Annotated in this window: 16 protein-coding genes and 1 pseudogene; 8 read left to right on the top strand and 9 right to left on the bottom strand. The window is 69.1% G+C overall.

Annotation, left to right across the window (positions count from 1 at the left end):
* Positions 1-412: 412 nt before the first annotated feature.
* Both Sm713_RS07715 and Sm713_RS07710 read left to right on the top strand, forming a co-directional pair.
* Positions 413-1,750, top strand: a pseudogene (locus tag Sm713_RS07715) (TIGR02677 family protein); the annotation flags it as partial.
* Positions 1,751-1,805: 55 nt separating this feature from the next.
* On the top strand, positions 1,806-2,711 hold the full coding sequence (locus tag Sm713_RS07710; protein WP_249416159.1) for a TIGR02679 family protein: 906 nt from the start codon (positions 1,806-1,808) through the stop codon (positions 2,709-2,711).
* Positions 2,712-2,726: 15 nt separating this feature from the next.
* Here the strand turns inward: Sm713_RS07710 and Sm713_RS07705 are convergent, their stop codons facing one another.
* The 9 genes from Sm713_RS07705 to Sm713_RS07665 form a co-directional block, all read right to left on the bottom strand.
* Positions 2,727-4,409 (bottom strand): SWIM zinc finger domain-containing protein, encoded by a 1,683-nt coding sequence (locus tag Sm713_RS07705; RefSeq protein WP_212908899.1) that lies wholly within the window; start codon positions 4,407-4,409, stop codon positions 2,727-2,729.
* A gap of 778 nt (positions 4,410-5,187) precedes the next feature.
* On the bottom strand, positions 5,188-5,538 hold the full coding sequence (locus Sm713_RS07700; RefSeq protein WP_283249799.1) for a hypothetical protein: 351 nt from the start codon (positions 5,536-5,538) through the stop codon (positions 5,188-5,190).
* Positions 5,539-5,641: 103 nt separating this feature from the next.
* Positions 5,642-5,995, bottom strand: a complete 354-nt coding sequence (locus tag Sm713_RS07695) for a DUF4333 domain-containing protein (RefSeq protein ID WP_249416158.1) — start codon at positions 5,993-5,995, stop codon at positions 5,642-5,644.
* 121 nt (positions 5,996-6,116) lie between these two features.
* Complete coding sequence (locus Sm713_RS40195; RefSeq protein WP_249416157.1) at positions 6,117-6,458, bottom strand: hypothetical protein; 342 nt, start codon at positions 6,456-6,458, stop codon at positions 6,117-6,119.
* A gap of 194 nt (positions 6,459-6,652) precedes the next feature.
* A complete protein-coding gene (locus Sm713_RS07685) occupies positions 6,653-8,956 on the bottom strand; it encodes a DUF6571 family protein (protein ID WP_212908895.1) in 2,304 nt (767 codons plus the stop codon).
* A gap of 12 nt (positions 8,957-8,968) precedes the next feature.
* Complete coding sequence (locus tag Sm713_RS07680; RefSeq protein ID WP_212908894.1) at positions 8,969-9,439, bottom strand: hypothetical protein; 471 nt, start codon at positions 9,437-9,439, stop codon at positions 8,969-8,971.
* 215 nt (positions 9,440-9,654) lie between these two features.
* Entirely contained in the window at positions 9,655-10,620 is a 966-nt protein-coding gene (locus Sm713_RS07675; RefSeq protein WP_212908893.1) for a D-2-hydroxyacid dehydrogenase family protein, read from the bottom strand.
* A 160-nt stretch (positions 10,621-10,780) separates the two neighbouring features.
* Positions 10,781-13,003: a SpoIIE family protein phosphatase gene (locus Sm713_RS07670; RefSeq protein ID WP_212908892.1), complete on the bottom strand. Its 2,223-nt coding sequence runs from the start codon at positions 13,001-13,003 to the stop codon at positions 10,781-10,783.
* Positions 13,004-13,209: 206 nt separating this feature from the next.
* Positions 13,210-14,505 (bottom strand): cytochrome P450, encoded by a 1,296-nt coding sequence (locus Sm713_RS07665; protein WP_212908891.1) that lies wholly within the window; start codon positions 14,503-14,505, stop codon positions 13,210-13,212.
* 380 nt (positions 14,506-14,885) lie between these two features.
* Here Sm713_RS07665 and Sm713_RS07660 point away from each other — a divergent pair, with 380 nt between their 5' ends.
* The 6 genes from Sm713_RS07660 to Sm713_RS07635 all read left to right on the top strand — a co-directional run bounded on the left by Sm713_RS07660 (position 14,886) and on the right by Sm713_RS07635 (position 20,993).
* A complete protein-coding gene (locus tag Sm713_RS07660) occupies positions 14,886-15,488 on the top strand; it encodes an exonuclease domain-containing protein (RefSeq protein WP_212908890.1) in 603 nt (200 codons plus the stop codon).
* A gap of 541 nt (positions 15,489-16,029) precedes the next feature.
* Entirely contained in the window at positions 16,030-17,091 is a 1,062-nt protein-coding gene (locus Sm713_RS07655) for a lysylphosphatidylglycerol synthase transmembrane domain-containing protein (protein WP_249416156.1), read from the top strand.
* 346 nt (positions 17,092-17,437) lie between these two features.
* Positions 17,438-18,166, top strand: a complete 729-nt coding sequence (locus Sm713_RS07650; protein ID WP_212908889.1) for a TetR-like C-terminal domain-containing protein — start codon at positions 17,438-17,440, stop codon at positions 18,164-18,166.
* A 50-nt stretch (positions 18,167-18,216) separates the two neighbouring features.
* On the top strand, positions 18,217-19,416 hold the full coding sequence (locus tag Sm713_RS07645) for an MAB_1171c family putative transporter (protein ID WP_212908888.1): 1,200 nt from the start codon (positions 18,217-18,219) through the stop codon (positions 19,414-19,416).
* Between the two features lie 543 nt (positions 19,417-19,959).
* Positions 19,960-20,421: a helix-turn-helix domain-containing protein gene (locus tag Sm713_RS07640; protein WP_212908887.1), complete on the top strand. Its 462-nt coding sequence runs from the start codon at positions 19,960-19,962 to the stop codon at positions 20,419-20,421.
* On the top strand, positions 20,418-20,993 hold the full coding sequence (locus tag Sm713_RS07635; protein ID WP_212908886.1) for a toxin: 576 nt from the start codon (positions 20,418-20,420) through the stop codon (positions 20,991-20,993). Before Sm713_RS07640 ends, Sm713_RS07635 begins: the two co-directional genes overlap by 4 nt.

Genomic DNA, 20,993 nt, shown 5'->3' with positions numbered 1-20,993 from the left:
ACCCGAAAGAGTCATGACTCACCTCAGCGTCGGACCGGAGAAGAGTTTCGTCGTCGGATGTGCAAGAGCAGAGTGGGTGTGGAGGTGAGCACGCCAGACTGCTTACCCGAAAGGGTGATTGGTTGCCGGAGAACGAGCTAGGGGACCGAAAGATGCCGTACAAAGCTCGCAGCACGGCCAGCAGGTCGGCAAGAAGCTCCCAGCACGGCCAGCGCGGGTCCGCGCGGAACCAACTGCGCGCTGTGTGGCGACCGGCTTACCCGTGTTCACCGTCCGACCCCGGCCGGACTCCCCTCACGGCAGGGAGCCCCGCACATCCACAGCAGCCCGTACAGCAGTCCGAGACGGTCGGCTGGGCTCCTGGCCGGATTCGCCGCACTTGTCGGAGCCTCCCCATACGCTGGTGCGGAACATGAACTGCACGGGAGGTGGCGAGAGCGGCGTGGATCAGGCACTTCAGATTCCGGCCGACATGTTCCGGTTCACGACGGGCGAGCGAGCACCGCTGTACAGCGCGATCCTGCATGCCTTCGGCGAGGCCAATGAACGACTGGTGACCGCGCTGTCGCTGGACGAGGTACGCGGGCGGCTGCGTGGCGTCGGCTGGTTCGACGCGCTGACCGACGGGGACCTGGTCGAGGCTCTCGGCAAGCTGCGGGAATGGCAGCTTCTCGACGCCGTGCAGAACCACGCGGGAAATTACCGCACCGCCGAGGAGTACGAGCGGCGGAACCTTCAGTACTCCCTGACCCGCCGGGGCGAGGCCGCGTTCGCCGGCGTGCAGCACGTGCTGACCGTGCTCGCCTCGTCCGGTGCCCTGCAGACGGCTGTCCTGGATGCCATCGCGGACCGGCTGCATGCTCTGGCCGCGCTGCTGTCGGATCCCTCGTCGGAAGACCGCCGGGTCTTCACCACGCTTCAGGAGCTGGAAGGACATCTGGACGCCCTGCGTTCCAACACCAAGCAGTTCAACGGCGAGCTCCAGCGGCTGCTGCACACCGACGGCGCGGATCTCACAGTCTTCCGGGAAGTGAAAGCGGCTACGGTAGCATACCTCCGGGAGTTTCTCAGCCATCTCGACCAACGAGCACACGCCATAGCCGGCGCGGTGGCCCGTGTCGAGGAGCTGGGTGTGGGTGCGCTGCAAGCGCGTGCCCTGGCCGGGGCCGAGTTGCCGCCGATGGCGGGCGGGGATCCCGCGCCCGCCTGGACACGAGCCAGGCGGGCCCGCTGGGAGGGGCTGCGCGCCTGGTTCCTGCCCGGGGACGGTACGCCTCGGGTGGAGCAGCTGCACCACGTCGCGCGCCGGGCGATCGTGACGGTGTTGCAGGTCCTGGACCGGATCAATCAGGCCCGGCTCCGATCGTCGAGTGCGGCGGAGGACTTCCGGGAGCTGGCCCGCTGGTTCGCCCACGCCCCGTCGGACGAGGACCTGCACGTGCTGTGGGCGACGGCCTTCGGGCTGGGCCCGGCACGCCAATTCGACCGGCCCGAACTCGCCCCCCTGTGGCGGGCGGTGCACGACCGGCTGTCCTCAGGGCGCCCGGTCAGCCGCATCACCGTTGGCCCGCTGGACCTCTCCGCCCGGGAAGCACTCGCCGACCTCCTCGGCCTGGACCGCCTGCCCCCCATCCGCACGACGGTGGCTCTGGCCCGGCTGGACGAGGCACTGCTCGCCGGCGTCGGCAGCGACAGCAGGGCCGTGGCCGAGGCGGTCCTCGGTCCGGTCGGGGACCGGGCAGCAGACAGGGAGACGGACCGCGCGGCAACGTACCGCACTGTGGCAGTGGCTCGACACTCATCCCGTGGTCACCGCCCAGCCGGCGCTCGCGACATGGACAGCTCATCTGCGGCGCTCCGGCCTCGTGCAGGGCTCGATCGAGACGACCCGCCGGCACCTCACGGAGGCGCTGACCGTCCTCGATGCCCTGCCCACCCCGGGTGAACCCCTCCCCGTGTTCGCCGCGGCCCACCTCGGCGACCCCCACGCACTCGACGACGGCCGACGACTTGCAGGCGTGGTACTTCGCGCCCTGGCCGCCCTGCACGACACCGACCTGCCCGCCTCCGCCGCCGACCGCCGCGCCCTGTGGAACCGGGCCGGCATCGCGGACGACGCCCTGTCCGCCACGGTCCTCACCGCGGGCCTGCGCCCCTTGGGCACCGGGCCGGTGGCCCGAGCCGTGACCGCCTACACGACCGCGGGTCACGCCACACACCTCTCGCTGAGCCAGCTACGTGACCCCGGTGACCTGCGGCTACCGGCGATGGCCGTGCACACCACCGAGAACCCCAGCGTCCTCGCGCTCGCCCTGCGCCGCCTCGGCCCGGCCTGCCCTCCCCTGATCTGCGCAGCCGGATGGCCGAACAGCGCGGTCATCCTGCTTCTGCGCCACCTTGCCGCCGCGGGCGCCCCACTGCGCTACCACGGTGACTTCGACGGCGAAGGCATACGCATCACCGCGCATGTCCTCGCCGCCACCGGAGCGGCGCCCTGGCGGATGTCCACTGCCGACTATCTTGCCGCTCACGCCCGCTCCCCCGGGGGCCCCTCGCCTGGCCGCCTCACCGGGGCTCCATGGGATCCGGACCTTGCTCCGGCGCTGGGTCGGCAGGGCAGCGCTGTCCTGGAGGAACACATGGCTGATGTGCTGTTGGAGGATCTGAGCTCTTTTGCGGGCTCTGCTCCGGCGCCTCTGTCGCTTGGGTGAGTCAGCCCCACCTTCTTACAGACCGTGCTGGTCGAGGAGCCGCATCAGGTTGCGTTTGCGCTTCTGGTCGGTCCGCAGGGCGGTGAGGTACACGGTGAACTCGTCCTGACTGCCCAGGCGGCGATGGCACTCGCGCATGCTCAGCAGCAGACTGGTCAACTGCTCGTAGATCGCGTTACCCGTCTGCTTCGCGAGGGGTTCGGCCAGGCGCCGGTAGACGCCGAGTGCGTCGGCGGGACGGGTGGCGCGGATCTGGTCGGCAAGGGCGAGCCACTGCTGGTCGTGGGCGCCGGTCTCGGTGGCGGCGTGCCAGGCGGCATCGATGTCCTTGTCATCGAGCAGGGCATCGATCAGGACGGGGCCGCCGCCATACCCGTCCCGCTGCCCTGACCCCGCATCGGCACGCAGCACAGCCAGCGCCGCCTCACGCTCCGCCGGCCAGCAGTTGGCGGCCTGAGCGGCGACTCGGAGTTGCCGGTACGCGAGCAGAGTTCGGCGGGCAACGAAGTGATCGCGGCGCAGGGCGACGGCATCGGGGAGCCGGTCCGCCTGCCCGTAGCGGTCGCAGAGGTAGTCGACGAGGGCAGTGTCGATGTCGGCGAGGTCCCGGGTGTCCTCGATGCCGCGTTCCGCCCAGCGCAGGGCCTCGTCGGGGCGCCGGGCAGTGTCCAGCTCGTGGGCGATGACCAGGTGCGTGTGTCCGCTCGGTGCGAGGTCGGCCGCATGCACGGCGATCACCACGTCGACGTCACCTCCCGCCTTGGCCAGGCGCTCCATCAGGTACTTCTCCGCCCAGCCGCGGCGGTTGCCCCGCCACGCCTCAAGGGTCAGCTTCCGCAGGAGGGCCATCCCCTCGTCACCGAGGACCTCCTCGTAGTCGAGTGGATCGATGTCGGTGAGGCCGTCGTCCATGTCGCCGAGCGCATGGCCGACCAGCCAGCGTGCGAGCTCCTCGGGCTCGGGCCCTGCCGCACGGCACGCTTCGAGGTGTGCCACGGCGAGGTCTCCACCGATCTGCCCGAGCCAGCCGTCGGAGTCGTCGACGTTCTCCACCGCGTCAGCCAGCAGCAGCATCGCCTCTCGTGCCAGGGTGATCGCGTCGTCGGCCCGACTCGTCGAGCCGGCGAGTTCGCCGATCACGGACACCGCCTTCCGAGCCTGGTCCGCGTAAGCACGGGCATCGGCATACTCGACGTACCCGTACTGCGCGAACGGGCCGATGTCGAGAAGCTCGCGGACAAGGGCGCGGATCGCGGCGAGGTCGCCCCGAGCACTTGCTGCCCGAAGCTCCAAGCGACGCCGCAACTGGCGGTCCTCGCCGATCTGCTCTCGCACCAGAGCGAGCAACTCGTCCTTGGACAGACCGGACAGCCACCCGTAGAGAACCTGCGCACGGTCCCGGGCCGCCTTCCGCTGCCGTGGCAGGCCCTCCCTGCGAGCGAGCACTGTCAGGCCGAGGGCGACCAGGTGCTTGCAGAAGTTGCCCTCCATCCCATACGGGCAGTCACACTCTCCGGCCAACTCGCCGGGCCCGGCCAGCGTCAACTCGACCTCGTACCGCTCCGCGCCGCGGACGCTTGCGGTGACCCAACCGTCACCGACCTGCACCCCGGATACCGCGTCCAAGTACCCCTGTCCTCGTTCGAAAGAGCGCTGGCCGGCCAGCGCCCGCAGGGCGGACTCGCTGATCCCTTCCATGGCCTTCCTCTACTCTCAGGTCGGCTACTGACCTTGCATCCGCCCTCGGGCGCCTTTCCGGCGGAGTGCGGTGGATCTGCGCGTTCACCGGCCAACCGGTACTGGCCCCTCGCTCTGCGACACAGCCCGCCAGACCAGCCCTGGGACTTCGCGACGCTGCTGGGCGGCACCGAACCCGAGTTCGTATGTTCCCAATCCGCAGATCTGGGCTGACCCTCTGGGTCTTGCACCAGAAGGCTGCACGCCGGCACGGACCACGGACGGGGGTTGGGAGGTCCGAGGCAAGAACCCTATGGATATCGTTCCCCCAGACGCAGATATGCGGCAGCCTAGACCGGATCCGAACGGCGGCGAGACGAGACAGGGTTCCCGCAATGATAACGGGGACCTTGAGCCCCTCGTCGCTCTCCTTGGGCCGGATGATGTCGACCCGGATCAGGTCCTTCTTGCCGTCGCCGTCCGAGTCCACGCTCGACTCGACGTTGACGTACTCCCTGACGGCGTCCTGGTGGGAGAAGACCGGCTGGGTGCCGTCCCCGGTCACCTTGACGGAGGGTTTCTCCGCCACCGCGTGCGCGGTCGGCATTCCGGCCGCCACGAACGCGGCGCTGATCGTAATCGAGGCGAGGAATCTTCGTCGTGATGTGCGCATGTGCTACCTCCTGCCATCCTGAGCTGCTGTCCGAAGACGGCACGGGCCGGTAGAGAAGCGCCGCCTCCAACGCCCGGAATCCGTCCGGGCGAACGGCTGATACTCGCGGCAACCGGGCGGGAAGATTCACGCTGCGAGCATCGCGGGGAAGATAAACCCCCATCTTCTCGCCCAAACACGCCATTCCGTGCCGCCACCAGCTTCCGCACGCCTCCGCTGCGCACACTCCAGCACCCGCGCGTCGCCCCAGGACGTAGCAGCCCCTGCAGATGACCAATAGAGAGAGTCTACTAGGTCACTACTCAGGACGAAGAAATCATCGTTGCCTGGACGGACTTTCGCATGTACGAAGACCTGCCAGTCAGTATCGACGGTGTAGCGCAGATTCGGATGAGGAGCCCCGCGGCTCTTCACCGGCATGCTCGGATGCGTGACGCCGAAATCGGAGCGGAAGCCCGTCGGGCCGCATTGACGTATCCGAGACTATCTGGCGGTAGTGACACGGCCGTACAGGCGCAGCAAGGAGGTGCTGGACGGTGCCGTGCAGCGTGGTGCTTGGGGAGGACTGGACGTCCAGTGGTCAATTCGCGGGCGGGGAAGCCGTGTCGTCGGCCTTGAAGTCGAATTTGATCTGGTCTCCATCGACCGAGGACACATTCACCGACACGCCCAAGGTACTGCCGTCGTCCGCCGTGAGCTTGCACCGAGTGGTGGTGCCGACCTTGCCGACAAGGTCCTCGGGACAGGTGATGTGTGGCTTGGGCTGCCCCGTTGAGGCGGCGAGCTTTTCAGCGACTGTGGTAGCCAACTTGTCCGCGGACATTTTCGGTGGGTATTTTTCGACGTGGACGGAGGCTGAGCAGCCCACGGCCAACGCGCCGGCAGCCACCACCGAGAGGATCGCAATTACTACTGAAACCCTTGCTGTGGTCACGGTGGACTCCGGTCTGGGGCGTAGGACATGAAAAGAAGACGGGAAGCAAGTACCTTCAGTCATGGCACTCCGGCCATGTCGGTCAGGCACTCCCGGATGAGTCGAAGGGGCGGCGTCAGACTCATCGGCGGCACGGCTTCTGCTTCTCGAGTTCTGCCGTATATCCAGATATCAGATCCTTCATGGCCGACTCGTCCCCCCGGCCAGGTTTCAGGACCTTGACGAGGGTGCTGATGTCCTCTTCGTTCACGTCGGCACCACGACACTTGATCAGCGACACAGCACCCTCGTCTGCGTACGCGATGTTGCCGCCTTCTGCAGACTTGTGCTGCCCGATGGAGAGTTCGTGGAGCAGGATGTGCTGCGCCGAGCTGCCAACTGTGATCCGCTCACTGCTGAGCGTCAGCACTTGTTCGTCCTCATCGACATTGACCTTGCACAGCACGTCTTCGCCATCTCTCACGTTCCCGTCCTGCTCAATGGCGAGATGTTTTCCGGAGGGAGGCAGGAGGCGAGACAGGGCATCACTCGGTACCGGCACTCCACACAGAGTCTTGGGAACAGTGAAGTCTTGGCTTGGTTCACTCGACGAGCAACCCGTTACGACCAATGCGGCCACGCACAAGGTAAGACGCCGCGAGATATATGGATTGCGCTTCAATTTCTGTCACTCTCCGAACTCCACTGGGCACCGTCCGAGTGACTGAGACCCGCTGCCGTGCGAGCGGATTGTCTCAAATCTTGCGCGGTATCGGAATTGATGTGGTGGTTCCTTGCCAAGGCCCTATCAACAGCGGATTGAGCAGAATCAGTGGCCGCTCTACGACCATCCGAGTACTGGTCTCCCGCCTCCTGTTCCGCCTTGGTGGCAGTGTCCTGCTCGATGCTCTTCATAACGGTTTCCTGGATGTCCTCCGACGCCCATTCGACAGGCGCACCGACAATGGGTACCTCACCGACCTTTCCAAAGCCCATGCCGAGGATGCGGTTCACCCACTTCTGCTTTTCTCCCGCAGCCTCGTTGAATTCCTTGTCGCTAGCAGTGTGGTACTCGTAGATCGCGTCTGCTCTGGAATCGCTCATGATGCCGGCGATCGCAGACCCTGGCGCCACGGCGGCACCCACCCTCCCGTCCAACGACGCTGTCGAATCGCTGTGGCCATTGATCACATGGTCGACAACCCGGGCGGTGTATGCCTGCTGCGCATGGGTGATCGCTGAATAAGCATGGGGATCCTGCCCCACCTCGCCCAGGAATCGAGCGGCGTGACCTCCGTCCAGGTTGGCCGCGGCACCGAAGGTCGGGAACTCGGAGCTGTTGTCTTCCTCGTACATTGCCCGCTGAAAGTCCCCCATGTACTCCGCGGTGATGTCGCCAAGGCTGTCCCGCATGGCATACAGGGGGCCCGACTCGACGCTGTCCAGATCGCCGTTCTCGTTGTGCCGGATGAGTTCGGGGTGTTCGCCGAACTTCTCTACGATGTCATTGACCAGGTGTGCTCGCGCCTCGGTGTGCTTGATGGCGGCACTTCCGTGGTCGATGTCGTACGGCTGGCCGGTCGTTGCGGCTTCCAGGGCGTGGCCGAGGGCCTCGGGGCCGTAGCCGAGGGCCTTCTCCTTCTTGTCGGCGTCGCCTTCGATGTTCGTGTCGTTCGTGTCGACCGTCCACTGGAAGTCGTCCTCTGTGAACAGGTCGAGGTACGACTTGAAGCCGAGTTGGCCGCCGTGCTTCACGGTGCCGTCCTCGTTGTACGCGGTGGGCGGCTGGGTGAAGAACCTCTCCGCGGCCTCCGGACTGTGTCCCATCGCCTCCAGCACGCTGTTGAGCGGGTCATTGCCGCTTCCCAGCCGGCCGGAGGGGTTGAAGCCGTAGAGGTCGGGACTGCCCATGGCCCTGTTCGCCGTGAAGAACGTCGGGTTCTCCTTGTGGAGCTGGCTGATGTGCTCCGCGATGGGGTCCAGGAACCGTGCGTCGTAATTGCCGTACCGGAGGATGCCGCCGAGGACCTGGTAGCCGTACGGCTTGCTCATCTGGCCCTTCCCCCAGCCGATCTCCTGAGTACCGAGGCGCCTGAAGTCGGCACCCCAACTGGCGGGCAGGTGGTGTCTGTGGTCCGGGTCCGTGGCGTTGGCCAGGTTCAGGCCCATGAGCTTCTGCAGGTCCCGGACCTCGTTGAGGCGCGTCTTCGTCGCGTCCGGATCGGTGCCGTCGATGGACATCTGGGCGTAGAACTCAAGCGCCTTCTCCGGCCCGCCGAGCCCCTTGTAGAAGTCGGTGGCGAACTCGCCGTCCTTTTCCTTCGAGTTGAACTGCAGCAGCTGGTTGAGCTCGCGTAGTTCCGCGTCGGACATCTTGTCGCCCTTGCGCGCCAGTTCCGCCGCGCGTTCGGCCTCGGCGTCGTTCAGCGAGTCGTACGTGCTGCGGCCCGCGTTGTGCGGATCGTCGCCGTGGCTCTTGCGTAACGCTCGGGCCATCGTCGCGTCGATCTCGGAGGCATGGGCGATGAGCTGGTTGATCCGGCTTTCCAGATGCTGCCGGGCATGCAGTTCCTTCTGGGTGCGTTCATCCGAGTCGCCACGGATGTGCGGGAAGTAGCAGCGGACCTTTCCGTTCCCGATGTCCTCCACACGCAGGCCATCATGCGCCGCATCCACCTCCACGGCCTGTTTGATCTGCTTCTGCAGCGAGGCGAGCTCCCGGTGCCCGTCGTCCAGGATCTGGTAGATGCTGTTCGCCTCGGCATGCAGGTCGTCGATCTCCTTCGCCGTCTTGGCGATGAATTCCTTGGTCACGGTGGCGTTGACGCCCGCCCAGCGTGCGGAGTCGGACTTGGCTTTCATGCCCTTGCGTGCGTCCGACGCCGCCTTCTTGAGGCCGTCGACGGTGTTCTTCCAGTCCGATACCGCGGTAGCGAGCTTGCCGAGGTCCGCTTCAAGGAGGTCCTCGTACGTGAGTGTCACGGGCTTCTTTCCCTACTGGAAGTACTCGTTGAGCTTCGACACCGGCTCGGCGGCTCCGTCAACGCCGCGGAGAACGGTGCCGATCTGAGCGTCGTCCTCCGCGTGCCGCTTCTTGCTGTAATCCAGGTGGTTGGAGATGTGCGCGCACGCCTGCAGGACTGACTTGACCTGACTCGTCCACACCTTGACGGTCGTCTCCAGTGCGGCACCCGTCTCGAAGCCGCGCGACTTCAACGCGGCACCGGCCTGCGCCGTGGAGCCGCTGCCGCCGTCGTCTGCGCCCGCGCCCGCGATGTCGGCCTTCTTCTGCAAGTCCTCGTACAGGATGTGCGCCTCATGGCCCACGGCACCCAAGTCGTCCTGATGAACGACCAGGTCCCCGTCCCCACCACCAGCCGCCGGGGCAAGGTGGTTCAGCTGCATCCGAGTCGCGTGTTTCGCTCCTGCCTCCGCCTTCAGCTGTTCCCACTCCGCCCATGCCATCAGCGAGCTCCCTCCCGAGTACCCCCGCTTGCCATTGGCGCCCTGTCCCGGCTATCTGAGCACTGGGTGACGACAGTTGGTGTGCATATCGTCGCACGGCGTCACATCAGCCTACTGGGCATAGAGATGCGGGGCACGGGAAAGCTCGGCTTTTCTCGGCCGCGTGGCGGCGCGTTTCCCAGCGGGCGGCACCTCTCCGGCCTCCCGCACTCCCCTCACCCCACCCCAAGCCTCCGCACCGGCTCACCCGACAGGAACGCCTCGATGTCCTCGATCGCGTCGCCGTAGTACGTCGCGTAGTTGGCCGTCGAGACGTAGCCCAGGTGCGGGGTGGCCAGCAGGCGTGGTGCTGTGCGCATCGGGTGGGCGGGTGGGAGTGGCTCGGTGTCGTAGACGTCCACGGCTGCGCCCGCGATGCGGGCCTCGTGGAGGGCCTTGAGGAGGGCCGCCTGGTCGACGATCGCCGCCCGTGAGGTGTTGATCAAGTACGCCGTGGGCTTCAGGAGGGACAGTTCGGGCTCGCCCAGCAGGCCTCGGGTGCGGTTGCTCAGGGTCAGGTGGATGGAGACGAAATCGCTGCTCCTCAGCAAGTCCTCCAGGGAGGGCGCGCGTTCCGCGCCGCATTCATCGGCGCGCTCCTTCGTGAGGTTCTGGCTCCACGCGCTGACCTGCATGCCGAAGGCCAGGCCCACCTTCGCCACCCTGCTGCCGATCTTGCCCAGCCCCAGCAGGCCGAGGCGGCGGCCGTGCAGGTCCGCGCCGACCGTGGACTGCCAGGGGCCGCCCGAACGCAGCGCGTTGTTCTCCTCGACGATGCCCCGCGCGAGGCCCAGCAGCAGCGCCCACGTCAGCTCCACGGGCGGGGTGGCCGTGCTCGCTGTGCCGCAGACCGTCACTCCGTTCCGCTCGGCCGCCGCGTAGTCGATGACCGTGTTGCGCATGCCCGACGCGATCAGCAGCTTCAGCCTCGGCAGGCTGTCCAGGAGGGAGGCCGGGAACGGGACCCGTTCCCGCAGGGTGACGATGATGTCGAAGTCTGCCAACCCCGCAGCCAGTTCCGCTTCGTCCGCCATGTGCTCGCGGAAGACGACGGTCTCCACCCGGTCCTCGATCGGGCTCCAGTCCGCCGACTCCAACGCGGCACCCTGGAAGTCGTCCAGCACGGCACAGCGCAGTCGCATGTCAGGTGTCTCCCCGGTTCGTATGTACGGTCCGTATAGTTCGTACGGTTCGTGCCGCGTCTGCCGCCACACATACCCAGCAGGCGGACCTCCAGCTCTCATGAGTCCCACGGCTCACATGAAGTACGTCATCGTCGTACGGCCTGCGGGACAGAAGCCCCTAACCCCGCGTCGCCGCCCGCGCGTCCAGCTCGAACCACGTCGTCTTCCCCCGGCCCGCCGGCGAGCTGCCCCACGCCGACGCCAGGGCGTCGACGATGAGCAGGCCCCGTCCGGACTCCGCCTCCGCGTCGCCCGTCTCCCCCGTTCCCAGATCCGCGACGATGGTGGGCGGGCGCGGGTCGCTGTCGCGGACCTCCACGCGGATCTGGTGGGGGGACTCCCGCAGACGTACGTCGACCTCCGTGTCCGCGTGGATCAGGGAGTTGGTGACCACCTCGCTGACCAGGAGTTCCATGTCGTCGAGCAGGTCGGCGAGTCCCCAGGCGGGCAGCAGCTCCTGGAGGAAGCGCCTCAGGCGTCGCACGTGCTGCACGTCCCGCCGCTGGACGAGCACCCGGGCGACCCGCCTGTGGCCCCCTTCCCGCACTCCCTCGTAGCGCACCAGGAGCAGGGCCATGTCGTCGTCGCGCCGGGTCCCTGAGCGGGAGTCCCCGACGAGGTGGTCCGCCAGTACCTCCAGGTCCTCGTCACGGCAGCGGGCGAGGGTGCGCTGAAGCTGTTCCAGTCCGGCGTCGACGCCCAGGTGGCCCGGGTCGACGAGTCCGTCCGTGTAGAGGGCGACGATCGAGCCGGGCGCCAGCGTCGTCTCCGTCTGGCCGTAGACGGTCCCGGAGGCGACGCCCAGGGGCGGGCCGACCGGGAGGTCCGGGATGCTGATCGTGCACCCCGGATCGGTGATCACCGGAGCGGGGTGACCGGCGCTGGCCAGGGTGGCCGTGCCGGTCTCCAGGTCCAGCCAGAGGCAGCAGCAGGTGGCGAAGAGGTTGGTGTCCAGTTCCGAGAGCAACCGGTTGCTCCGGTCGAGCACCGTGGCGGGGTCGTGCCCCTCCGTCGCGTACGCGCGCACAGCGCTGCGCACCTGTCCCATGGTGCCGCCGGCTTCCAGGCTGTGCCCCTCGACGTCCCCGACGACCAGCCCGATCCCGCCACCGGGCAGCCTGATCACGTCGTACCAGTCGCCGCCCGCCTCGGCACCCCCGGTGGCCGTGAGGTAGCGCGCGGTGGAGGCGATCTCCTCCACGTGGGGCAGGGTCCGCGGCAGCAGGCCCTGCTGCATGCCCCGGGCCACGGCCTTCTCCTCCTCGTAGGCGCGGGCCCGCTGGAGCGACTGGCCGACCTGTCCCATCATGATCATCAGGAGGGCGAGGTCTTCGTCCTTCGGCCTTCGGGACCGGTCGCAGCCCATGACGCAGCAGCCCACCGCGCGGCCGTCCGCGATCAGGGGGAGGAAGAAATAGGCATCCCTGTCGTCGTATCGGTCCAGGCCCGGATACGCACCGCGAAGCTCCTCCCCCGTGGCGAAGAACAGGGGCTCGACACGGCTCGTCGCGTCCGCCTCCGGGGCATGGCGCGTGAGCAGGAGACCGTCGAGGGCTCGCAGATCCGACTTGTAGAAGCCCGCGGCGCCCACCACGCGCAGGCGACCCTCGTCGGACAGGCAGAGGGCCATCGTGCGTCCCTCGAAGACGCGCAGCACCTGGTCCTGGGTGGTGGCGACGACGTCGCGCGTGCGCTGTGCGGCGGCGAGCGCGGTGGCCAGCCGCTGGAAACGGTAGAGGTAACCGGTGCTCCCGCTCTCGCCCTCTCCGGGGCTCCCCGGGATGAACAGCGGCACCGGGGGCGCCTGAACCGACGAGCCCTGCTCCGCTGCCCGCGCCAGGTCGCCCGCGAGCCGGTCACCGACGCCCACCAGGAAGTCCAGGGACTCCGGCGCGAGGTCCCTGGGCGGGGCCCAGCGCAGGGTCAGCGCGCCGAAGCTCCGGTCGGCCGTACGCACGGGAACGGAGACCGCCATCATGGCGTACGGCACGTACTGGATCAGCGCCGGATCGTTCCGGATCACCCCGCGGACGTCCTCGTTCTCCCTGATCACCGGCCTACCGGTGCGATGGGCGCGCGCGGTCGAGAAACGTTCGTCGTCCACCGACATCCCGGGGGTGACCGTGAAGCCGAGGGGGGTGTCGACGGCCATCGCGACCGCCAGCGCATCCGGCTCGCGGCTCCCGTCTGCCGTACCCCTGGCACCTGTCGTGGTCAGGTACGCCACTGTCGTACTGGGGCCGAGCCGCGCGTGTATGTCGCGCAGAGCGGACGCCAGACATGCGTCCCGAGACGCGTCCTTGGGCGCGTCCTGAGACGTGACCGGGACGTCGGTGCGCATGGTGCTCTCCCGCTCTCCCATCCACGTCCCATGGTAGGTCGGTCCGGCCTGCTCGACCGGTAGGTCCATCCCTCCTTGGTGGACGATCAGGCGGCCACCACGATGAGTGCTACGCCGAGTGGCCCGTCCGAGTACCACGACGCGTGGCCCGTCCGAGTACCACGGAGAGTGCTCCTCCGCGTACTACGAGGAGTGCTCCCCGAGCACTACGCGCGAGCCAACCGGACCGGAAGCGTCTGCACGCCGTTGCCGACGAAGCTGGGATGCCGGGGCAGGGCGTCGGGCGGGACGGCGAGTTCGAGGTCGGGGAACCGGGTGAAGAGGCGCTGGAGTGCGATGACGGCCTCCATCCGCGCCAGCGGCGCGCCCAGGCAGTAGTGCGGTCCGTGCCCGAACGACAGGTGGCGCCCGGCGACGGGCGCCGCGCCCCGGGTGACGTCGAACCTGTCCGCGTCCGGCCCGTACGCCGCGGGATCGCGCCCCGCGGCCGAGTAGCCGGCCAGCACCGGGGTGCCCGCGGGGATGGTGGCACCGCCGACGGTGACGTCACGCACGGGGTAGCGGAACGGGAAGTAGCTGACCGGGCTGTCGTAGCGCAGTACCTCCTCGACCACGTCGGCCCAGCTGGCTGCGCCCTCGCGGACCAGGGCGAGTTGGTCGGGGTGGGTGCACAGGGCGCGTATCGCGTTGGTGATGAGGTTGAGCGTGGTCTCGTGGCCCGCGATGATCATCAGCAGGAGGGTGCCGATGAGTTCCTCCTCGCTGAGCCGGTCGCCGTCCTCCTCGCGCGCGGTGATCAGGGCGCTGGTGAGGTCGTCGCCGGGCCGCGTGCGACGGGCGGCGGCCACCCGGGACAGCACCTGCACGATCTCGCGGTTGGCCGCCAGGGCGTCCTCGGGGGCGATGCGGGTGGCGACGACCTGGTTGGACAGGTGGTGCAGGCGGTCGTGGTCGGCGGCGTCCACGCCGAGCAGTTCGCAGATGACGCCCATCGGCAGCGGCAGCGCGAAGCGGCGGCGCAGGTCGACCACGCCGTCCCCCTCCTCACCGCCCTCGTCCGCGGCCCGCTGCACGCCGTCGAGCAGGGTGTCCGCCAGCTGCTCGACGCCGGGCCGCAGCCGTTCCACGCGGCGCCCGGTGAAGGCCCGGGTCACCAGCGAGCGCAGCCTGCGGTGGTCGGCGCCGTCGGCGGTCGTCATGCCGCGCACCAGGGCGAAGGTGGCCAGCGGCCAGCCGCGCGGGATGCGGCCCTCGCGCAGGTCGGTGAAGTGCGCGGCGTCCTTGGCGACGTCCGGGTGCGCGAGGAAGTCCCGCAGCGCGTCATGCCCGAGCACGGCCGCGCCGGGTACCTCGCCCGGCAGCACGACCGAGGCGACCGGGCAACGGGCGAGCAACCGGGCGTTGTCCGCGTGCGGGGAGCCGCCGTCGGGGTCCATGCGGTGGGGGGTGGACGGGTCGTCGCCGGGTGCGGCGGGGGGCGCCGGGGGCTGGTCGGTGGTCATGCGACGGTCTCCTCGGGATACCGGGTCCTCAACGGGTCCTCAACGGGTTCTTGAGTGGCCCTTGACGGGTCCCTGTCGGGTCCTTGACGGGTCCAACGGTGCGCCTGAAGCGGCCATGGAGAACGGGGCGTGTCGCAGGAGCTCGGTGGCCGGCTGGTACAGGTCGGCGACAGCCGGCGACACGCGGGCGGCCGCGTCCGGCTCGGACGGACTGGCGCGCCAGCATGACATGCCGTCAGTTCACCGGTACCGCATCCGCATAAAATCCGTAGCGAACCACGGCTTGGCCGGCCGGCGCGGCGGTGGCCCGGAGAAGCGGCAAACGGGCCCCGGGGAGCAGACTTCACGCACGGAACCTGAACGACTGGGAGTTGGCCTCAATGTCTACGTTCGTGGTATTCGACCTGGAGTTCACCACATGGCCGGGGGCGCTGGAGCAGGACTGGGCCGAGCCCGGACAGCTCCGCGAGATCGTGCAGATCGGCGCACTGCGCCTGGGCGACGACTACTCGGTGCTGGAGGAGTACGAAGCGCTGGTCCGGCCCGCGGCCAATCCGCGGCTGTCCCCGTATTTCACCGATCTCACCGGGATCGACCAGGCGACCCTTGACCGGGAAGGACTTCCCCCGGCTCAGGCCATCGGCGACTTCCTGGGGTTCTGCCAGGGGCAGGCCGTCCTCTCCTACGGCAACGACATGGTCGTCCTCGGGGAGAACGTCGGGTGGATCCGAGCCCGCGGGGAGCAGGTCAAGAACAGCTACCTCGCCGCGAACTTCCTGAACGTCCGCCCCTGGTTGAACACTGTGGCCCCCGCCACAGCACCGGTGAACGTGGGACGGCTGTGGAAGGTTCTCGGACTGCCGAAGCCCGCCGCCGGAGCGGAGCACTCCGCCCTCTTCGACTGCTACTCCTTCGCCGCGGCTCTCCGGCACCTGCGAGCCACCGGCATCAGCCTGCCCGACGGCTTCCTCTACAACGGCTGACCCTCTGAGCACCGACACAACGGCTCGCCTCTCTGAGCACCGACCGAAAGCCGCCCGCCAAAGGCGCCCGTCGAAGCCGCCCATCACGCCGCCCACCCAAGGCACCCGTCAAAGCCGACCGTCAAAGCCCCCCGTCAACGAAGCGCCACCCCGGCTCACCCGCCCAGGCATACTTCCGCCCGCACCCCGGGGTCATCACGCGACCACCCTGCGCCCCGGCGAAACGCAGACCCCGTGTGTAATCCGTCACCCGACATCCACGGATCGATCACGGAACGAGCACGCCACCGCGCGGCAGCAAAGGCCCATAAACGGACATCGCACCTGGTCACGTCGCTCCCCGCGCGCTGGGCGCGGCCTCCGCACGTGCGCCGGCCGCCACCGGAACGCCACTGAGCCGCCCGCCGCTTCCTCTTCAGTTTTTGGACACCGAACCGTTACACAGGATGGGAAGCATTCCGCATCCCCACGACTCGCCGTCTCCATTCCCTCGACTCGCCGTGCCCGGCACAGACGGGCCCGGCACAGAAACGGCCCGCCTGTGTCCTCACCCCCGCTCCCGCTCGCCGTGGCGGAGCCCGCCACCGCGGCTCCCGCGCCCCCGGCGCCTCCTCCGGCGCCCGCGGCCCCCACGGCTCCCGCGTCAGCCGGGCGCCTCTCCTTTCCCGCCAACCGGATCAAGCGGGCCCTGTGCCTGCTTCCGCTCCTGCTGATCGGGGCGTGGACGGCCTTCCACTGGCAGGTCATGTACAGCGGGATCGTCCGGCTGGCCTCCGCCGACCCCCTGTGGCTGGGAGTCGGTCTCGTCTTCACCTGCCTGTGCTGGGCGGCCGCCTCCTGCATCCGGCAGGGAGCCGTCCTGGAGCGGCTGCCGTCGGGGCTGCTGTACGCGACGCAGTTCGCGGCCGGTGCCGCCAACCACCTCCTCCCCGGAGGCCTCGGTGCGCACGCCGTCACCCTGCGCTTCCTGAACCGCCGCGGGATCCCGCTGAAGCGCGGTACCGCGTCCATCGCGCTCTACTCGCTGGTCAAGGCGGTCTCCACGTCGGTGGTGACCACGACCTTCCTGGCGCTGAGCCTGCACTCGGTGCCGTACGGCGTGCTGCTGCCCGACCACCCAGGCACCATGCTGGCCTGGGGAGGTGCGGCCGTGGGCGCCGCCGCCGTCGCGGCCGGCCTGCTGCTGGCGTTCGTCGGCCGGCTGCGCCGCCTCGTCACCGACTTCCTGCGCTCCGCCTTCACCGACGTGCGGCGGCTGCACACCCGGCCCGCCCGGGTGCTCGCCCTGTGGGGCGGCGCGCTGGCCTTCCCGCTGCTCCAGGCGAGCGTGGTCGCGTCCGTCGCCGCGTCGCTGCACCTGCCGCTGCCCTGGCTGGACGTCGTCCTCGCCTACCTCGTCGCCAACGTCGTGGGCGGTGCGGTGCCCTCTCCCGGCGGCCTCGGCTCGGTGGACGCGGCCCTGGTCCTCACCCTCACCATCTTCGGCGCCCCGGCCCCCCTCGCCGCCGCCACCGTCATCGGCTTCCGCGTCCTGACCGTCTGGCTGCCCCTCCTGCCGGGCGCGCTCACGCTGACGGCACTGGTGCGCAACAAGGTGCTGTAGGCGGCCCGGAGGCCCGGATCCCTCCGTTCCGGTCCCGTGCGACGGGCGCCGAATCGTCTGGGCGCCCCTGCCCGCGTAAGCGCCGAACCGCCGTATCGCCCCCGCCCGCGAAAGCACCGGACCGCCGGCCCGCCCCCCGGAAGCACCGGGCCACCGGACCACCGGACCGCCCCAGCCCGCGGAAGCACCCGATCACCGGACCACCGGACCGCCCAAGTTGCCCGGATCCCAGGCAAGATGGACGGCCGGGCTGACCGAGATCGACATGGCCGATTTGCATCGTCAGCCCCTGAGTCTCGCCCGGCTCCCCACATGACCCACGTAACAGACCGGTACCGTGTGGGCCATGGATTTTTCCGGAACGGCGACCTCCGATCAGAGCGGTGGGCTGCCGTCGGCCGTCAAGGACACGGCGCGCCGGCTGCTGGTGAAACTGGGCGCCGCGGGACTCGGCCTCAAGGACGTCGCCGACGGCGGCGGGCTGGCCCTCGCCGATGTGGAAGCCGTCTTTCCGCACCGGGACGACCTGCTGACGGCGCTCATCGTCGACGCCTACAACGGGTCCGCCGCCGCGATGGAGCGGGCTGACCAGGCCGCCAGGGACGCCGGTGCGCCGGCGGGCGCGCGGCTCCTCGCGGTCGCTCGCGCGCTGCGGGCGTGGTCCTTCGAGAACGCCGCCGAGTTCACGCTGATCTACGGCTCGCCGGTGCCGGAATACCACGCTCCGGGGAGCACCGTGCCACCCGCCTCCCGCACTCCCGCGGTGCTTGCCGGCATCGTGCGTTCGGCGCTTCAGGCCGGTGAACTGGCGCCGCCCCGCCGGGCGGTGCCGGGGCCGCCGCTGCTTCTGCCGGCGGCCGAGCAGCTTTTCGGCGGGGTCCCCGAGGCCCCGTTCTCGGACATCATCGAGCGCGGCATCGTGCTCTGGAGCAGTCTGATCGGGCTCCTGGTCTTCCAGGTCCTCAGCCGTACCCACGACAGCGTCCGGGACGAGTCCGCCTTCTTCGACTACGCCATCGCGGTGGCGGCCGAGGGCATCGGGCTCACCGTTCCCGTGGGCGAACACACCGACTAGTCCGTCCGCCATGGGCGGGCGCACGGGGCACCAGCGGGGGTAATCAGGTCGTGAACACCGTAAGAAACATCTGCTTCGAGATCGAGGCGCTGGCGTCGTATGCCGCGCTCGTCTACCGGCTGTTCCAGGTGAGACGCGGCTGGCGGGAGAGCGCCTACCGGGCACTGGTGATCAGCCTGCTGCTCCAGTGCCTCACCTTCACGATGGGCGCCATCGCCACGGCGAGCGACACCTTCCTCGGGGTCACCAATCTCGCCATCCTGGTGATGCACGTGTCGGCGGTCGCCTTCTGCGTCAGCGCGCAGGTCATCCTGCTGGGCTGGGTGACCCCGGCCGAGGACGTGGCCCGCAGGACCCGGTTCTGGATCATCGCCGGCGTCGCCCTCGACGTCCTGCTGATCGTCCTCTTCCTCGTCGCGAACGGGACCGGGCGGCCGGCGTCGGACTTCGACACGGGCAGCGGGCAGCCGCTGGTCCTCATCTACCTCCTGGTCTTCATCGTCTCCCAGGCGGTCCCGTGCGTGACCATCTTCCGCCAGACCGGCCCCTACGCGCGGATGACCGGCAACGCCTCGCTGCGCCGGGCCCTGCGGCTGCTCTCCGTCGCCGCGGTGGTCCTCTTCCTCTACTGCACGGCCAGGACGGTCAACATCCTCACCGCCGCGAGCGGGCTCGACATCGGCTACTGGACGCTGGCCGCCTCCGTCTTCAGCTCGGCGGGCATCGTCGTCCTCTCGCTCGCCCTGACGGTCACCTCGTGGGGCGGCTCCAGCACCAGGCTGCTGGACTGGGCGCGCAGCTACCGGTCGTACCGTGCCCTCTACCCGCTCTGGCGGGACCTGTACGAGGCCTCGCCGGACATCGTCCTGGAGCCGCCGGGGGCCGCGGTCTCGGACCTCAACTACCGGCTGCACAGGCGGGTCATCGAGATCCGCGACGGATGGCGCGACCTGCGCCCCTACATCGACCGCACCCCGAACGGCGAGGTCCCGGCGGACCCCGGGGCCAGCGAGGAGTCCCGGCAGGCCTTCGCCGAGGCCGCGCAGATCCGGCGGGCCCTGCACGCGAAGCGCACGGGCACCATCCCGGACGACAACAAGGACGCCCACGACTTCGAGGACCGCGACGCGGACAACCTGACCGCGGAGGTCGCCTGGCTCACCAAGGTGGCCTCGGCCTACCGCCGGCTCGACAAGGACGCGCCGGCGGGGCCGAACCTCGACAAGGCGGGTTCGGGAGCGGTTGGTTGAGGCCCTTCCAACCGGCTCCTACCGGCTGACCAGCTCCTACCGGCTGACCGGCTCTCACCCGCTCGTGAACCGGCCGGCCCCTCACCCCGTCCCGTCTCCGCCTCGCCTGTCCCCCGTTTCCCGTTCTTCCCGCCCGGTCTGTCCCTCGTCAGACCGGGCGGGCTTTCCCCCGTTCCCCCGTTGTCCCCCGTGGTCGTCCCCCGTTGGCGTGTCCCCCGTTGTCCCCCGTTCCCCCTTTCTTCTCCCCCGTTGGCCCTCCCCAGCGGTTCGCCGCCCCGTGGTCTCCCCCGGCGGTTCCCCGCTCTCCACCGTCCGGCCGGGCGAGCGTGGCCCGCCCGGCCTGGCCCGCCCCATCCCCCGCGGGGACGGGCCAGACCGAGCGGCTGGCAGCAACTTTGCTACCCCCGTGAGCGAAGTTAGCTGACAGCTATCGGCGATGTCCACGGTGGCGGAATCTCGGCCAATTGTCAACTGGCAGCTAATCTGCGAGACTGACAGCTAGCCGAGGGCTATTTCCGGGGAGGTGACGGGAGGAGATTCGCCATGTCCGAGACCGACGACCGGCCCACGCTGGCGGTGCGTCTGGACGACCTCTTCAAGACGGTTCGCCCGAAGGGCAAGCACTGGACCAACGCCGAGGTCGCGGAGGAGCTGAAGCGGACCAATCCCGATCTCAGGGTCGGGGGTGTGTACCTGTCGCAGCTTCGGACGGGCAAGCGCTCCAATCCCTCACCTGACCTGCTGGCCGCCCTGGCCCGCTTCTTCGGTGTGTCCGTCGCCTACTTCTTCGACGACGAGGTCGCCAAGTCCGTACTCGGGGAGCTCGCCGCCGTCGAGGCACTGCGGCAGGCGGGGGTCCGCGCCGTGGCGATGCGCGCGGCCGGCATGAAGAGGGAGAACCTCCAGGCCATCACGGCCATCATGGACCAGTACCGGCAGATGCAGGGCCTCCCGCCCGTGACCGACGCTTCCGCTTCGGCCGCCGAGGAGGAGCGCGAGGAGTGAGGGGCACCAGGAAGGCACACCCGGGCGACCAGGAGCGCCGCAGCCAGCTCAAGCGGCTCCGGAAGGCGGGCGAGCGGCGCATCAGCGAGCTCGATCTGCCGCAGGTCGCCGACGTGGCGGAGCTCTGCCACCACCTCGGCCAGGTCCGCGACCGCCCGATCGCCCTGGTCCCGATGCAGATGCCCGCGTCGCACCCGTGCGGCATGTGGGTCGCCGCGCACGACGAGGACCTGATCTTCTACGACGCCAACACCACCAGCGCGCATCAGGAGCACATCATCTTGCACGAGCTGGGCCACATCATCTGCTGCCACCGCGGCGCGGGTTGGCTGGACGAGGAGAGTGCCCGCATCCTCTTTCCCAACCTCGACCCCGACGTCGTGCGTGACATGCTCCAGCGCGCGACCTACGACGACGTCCAGGAACAGGAGGCGGAGATCATCGCCTACCTGCTCTCCCAGCGGGTGGGCGGCGGCCGGGGCCAGGGCGTGCCCCCGGCCGGCGAGGCCGGGGACGACGGCGAGTCGGGCACGAGCGCGACGCTCAGCCGGATCGAGCGCACCCTGATCTGA

It is taken from the genome of Streptomyces sp. TS71-3 (assembly GCF_018327685.1).
GTDB lineage: Bacteria > Actinomycetota > Actinomycetes > Streptomycetales > Streptomycetaceae > Streptomyces.
Note: the sequence above shows the minus strand (reverse complement) of the source record. Positions and strands in the feature narration are given on the sequence as shown.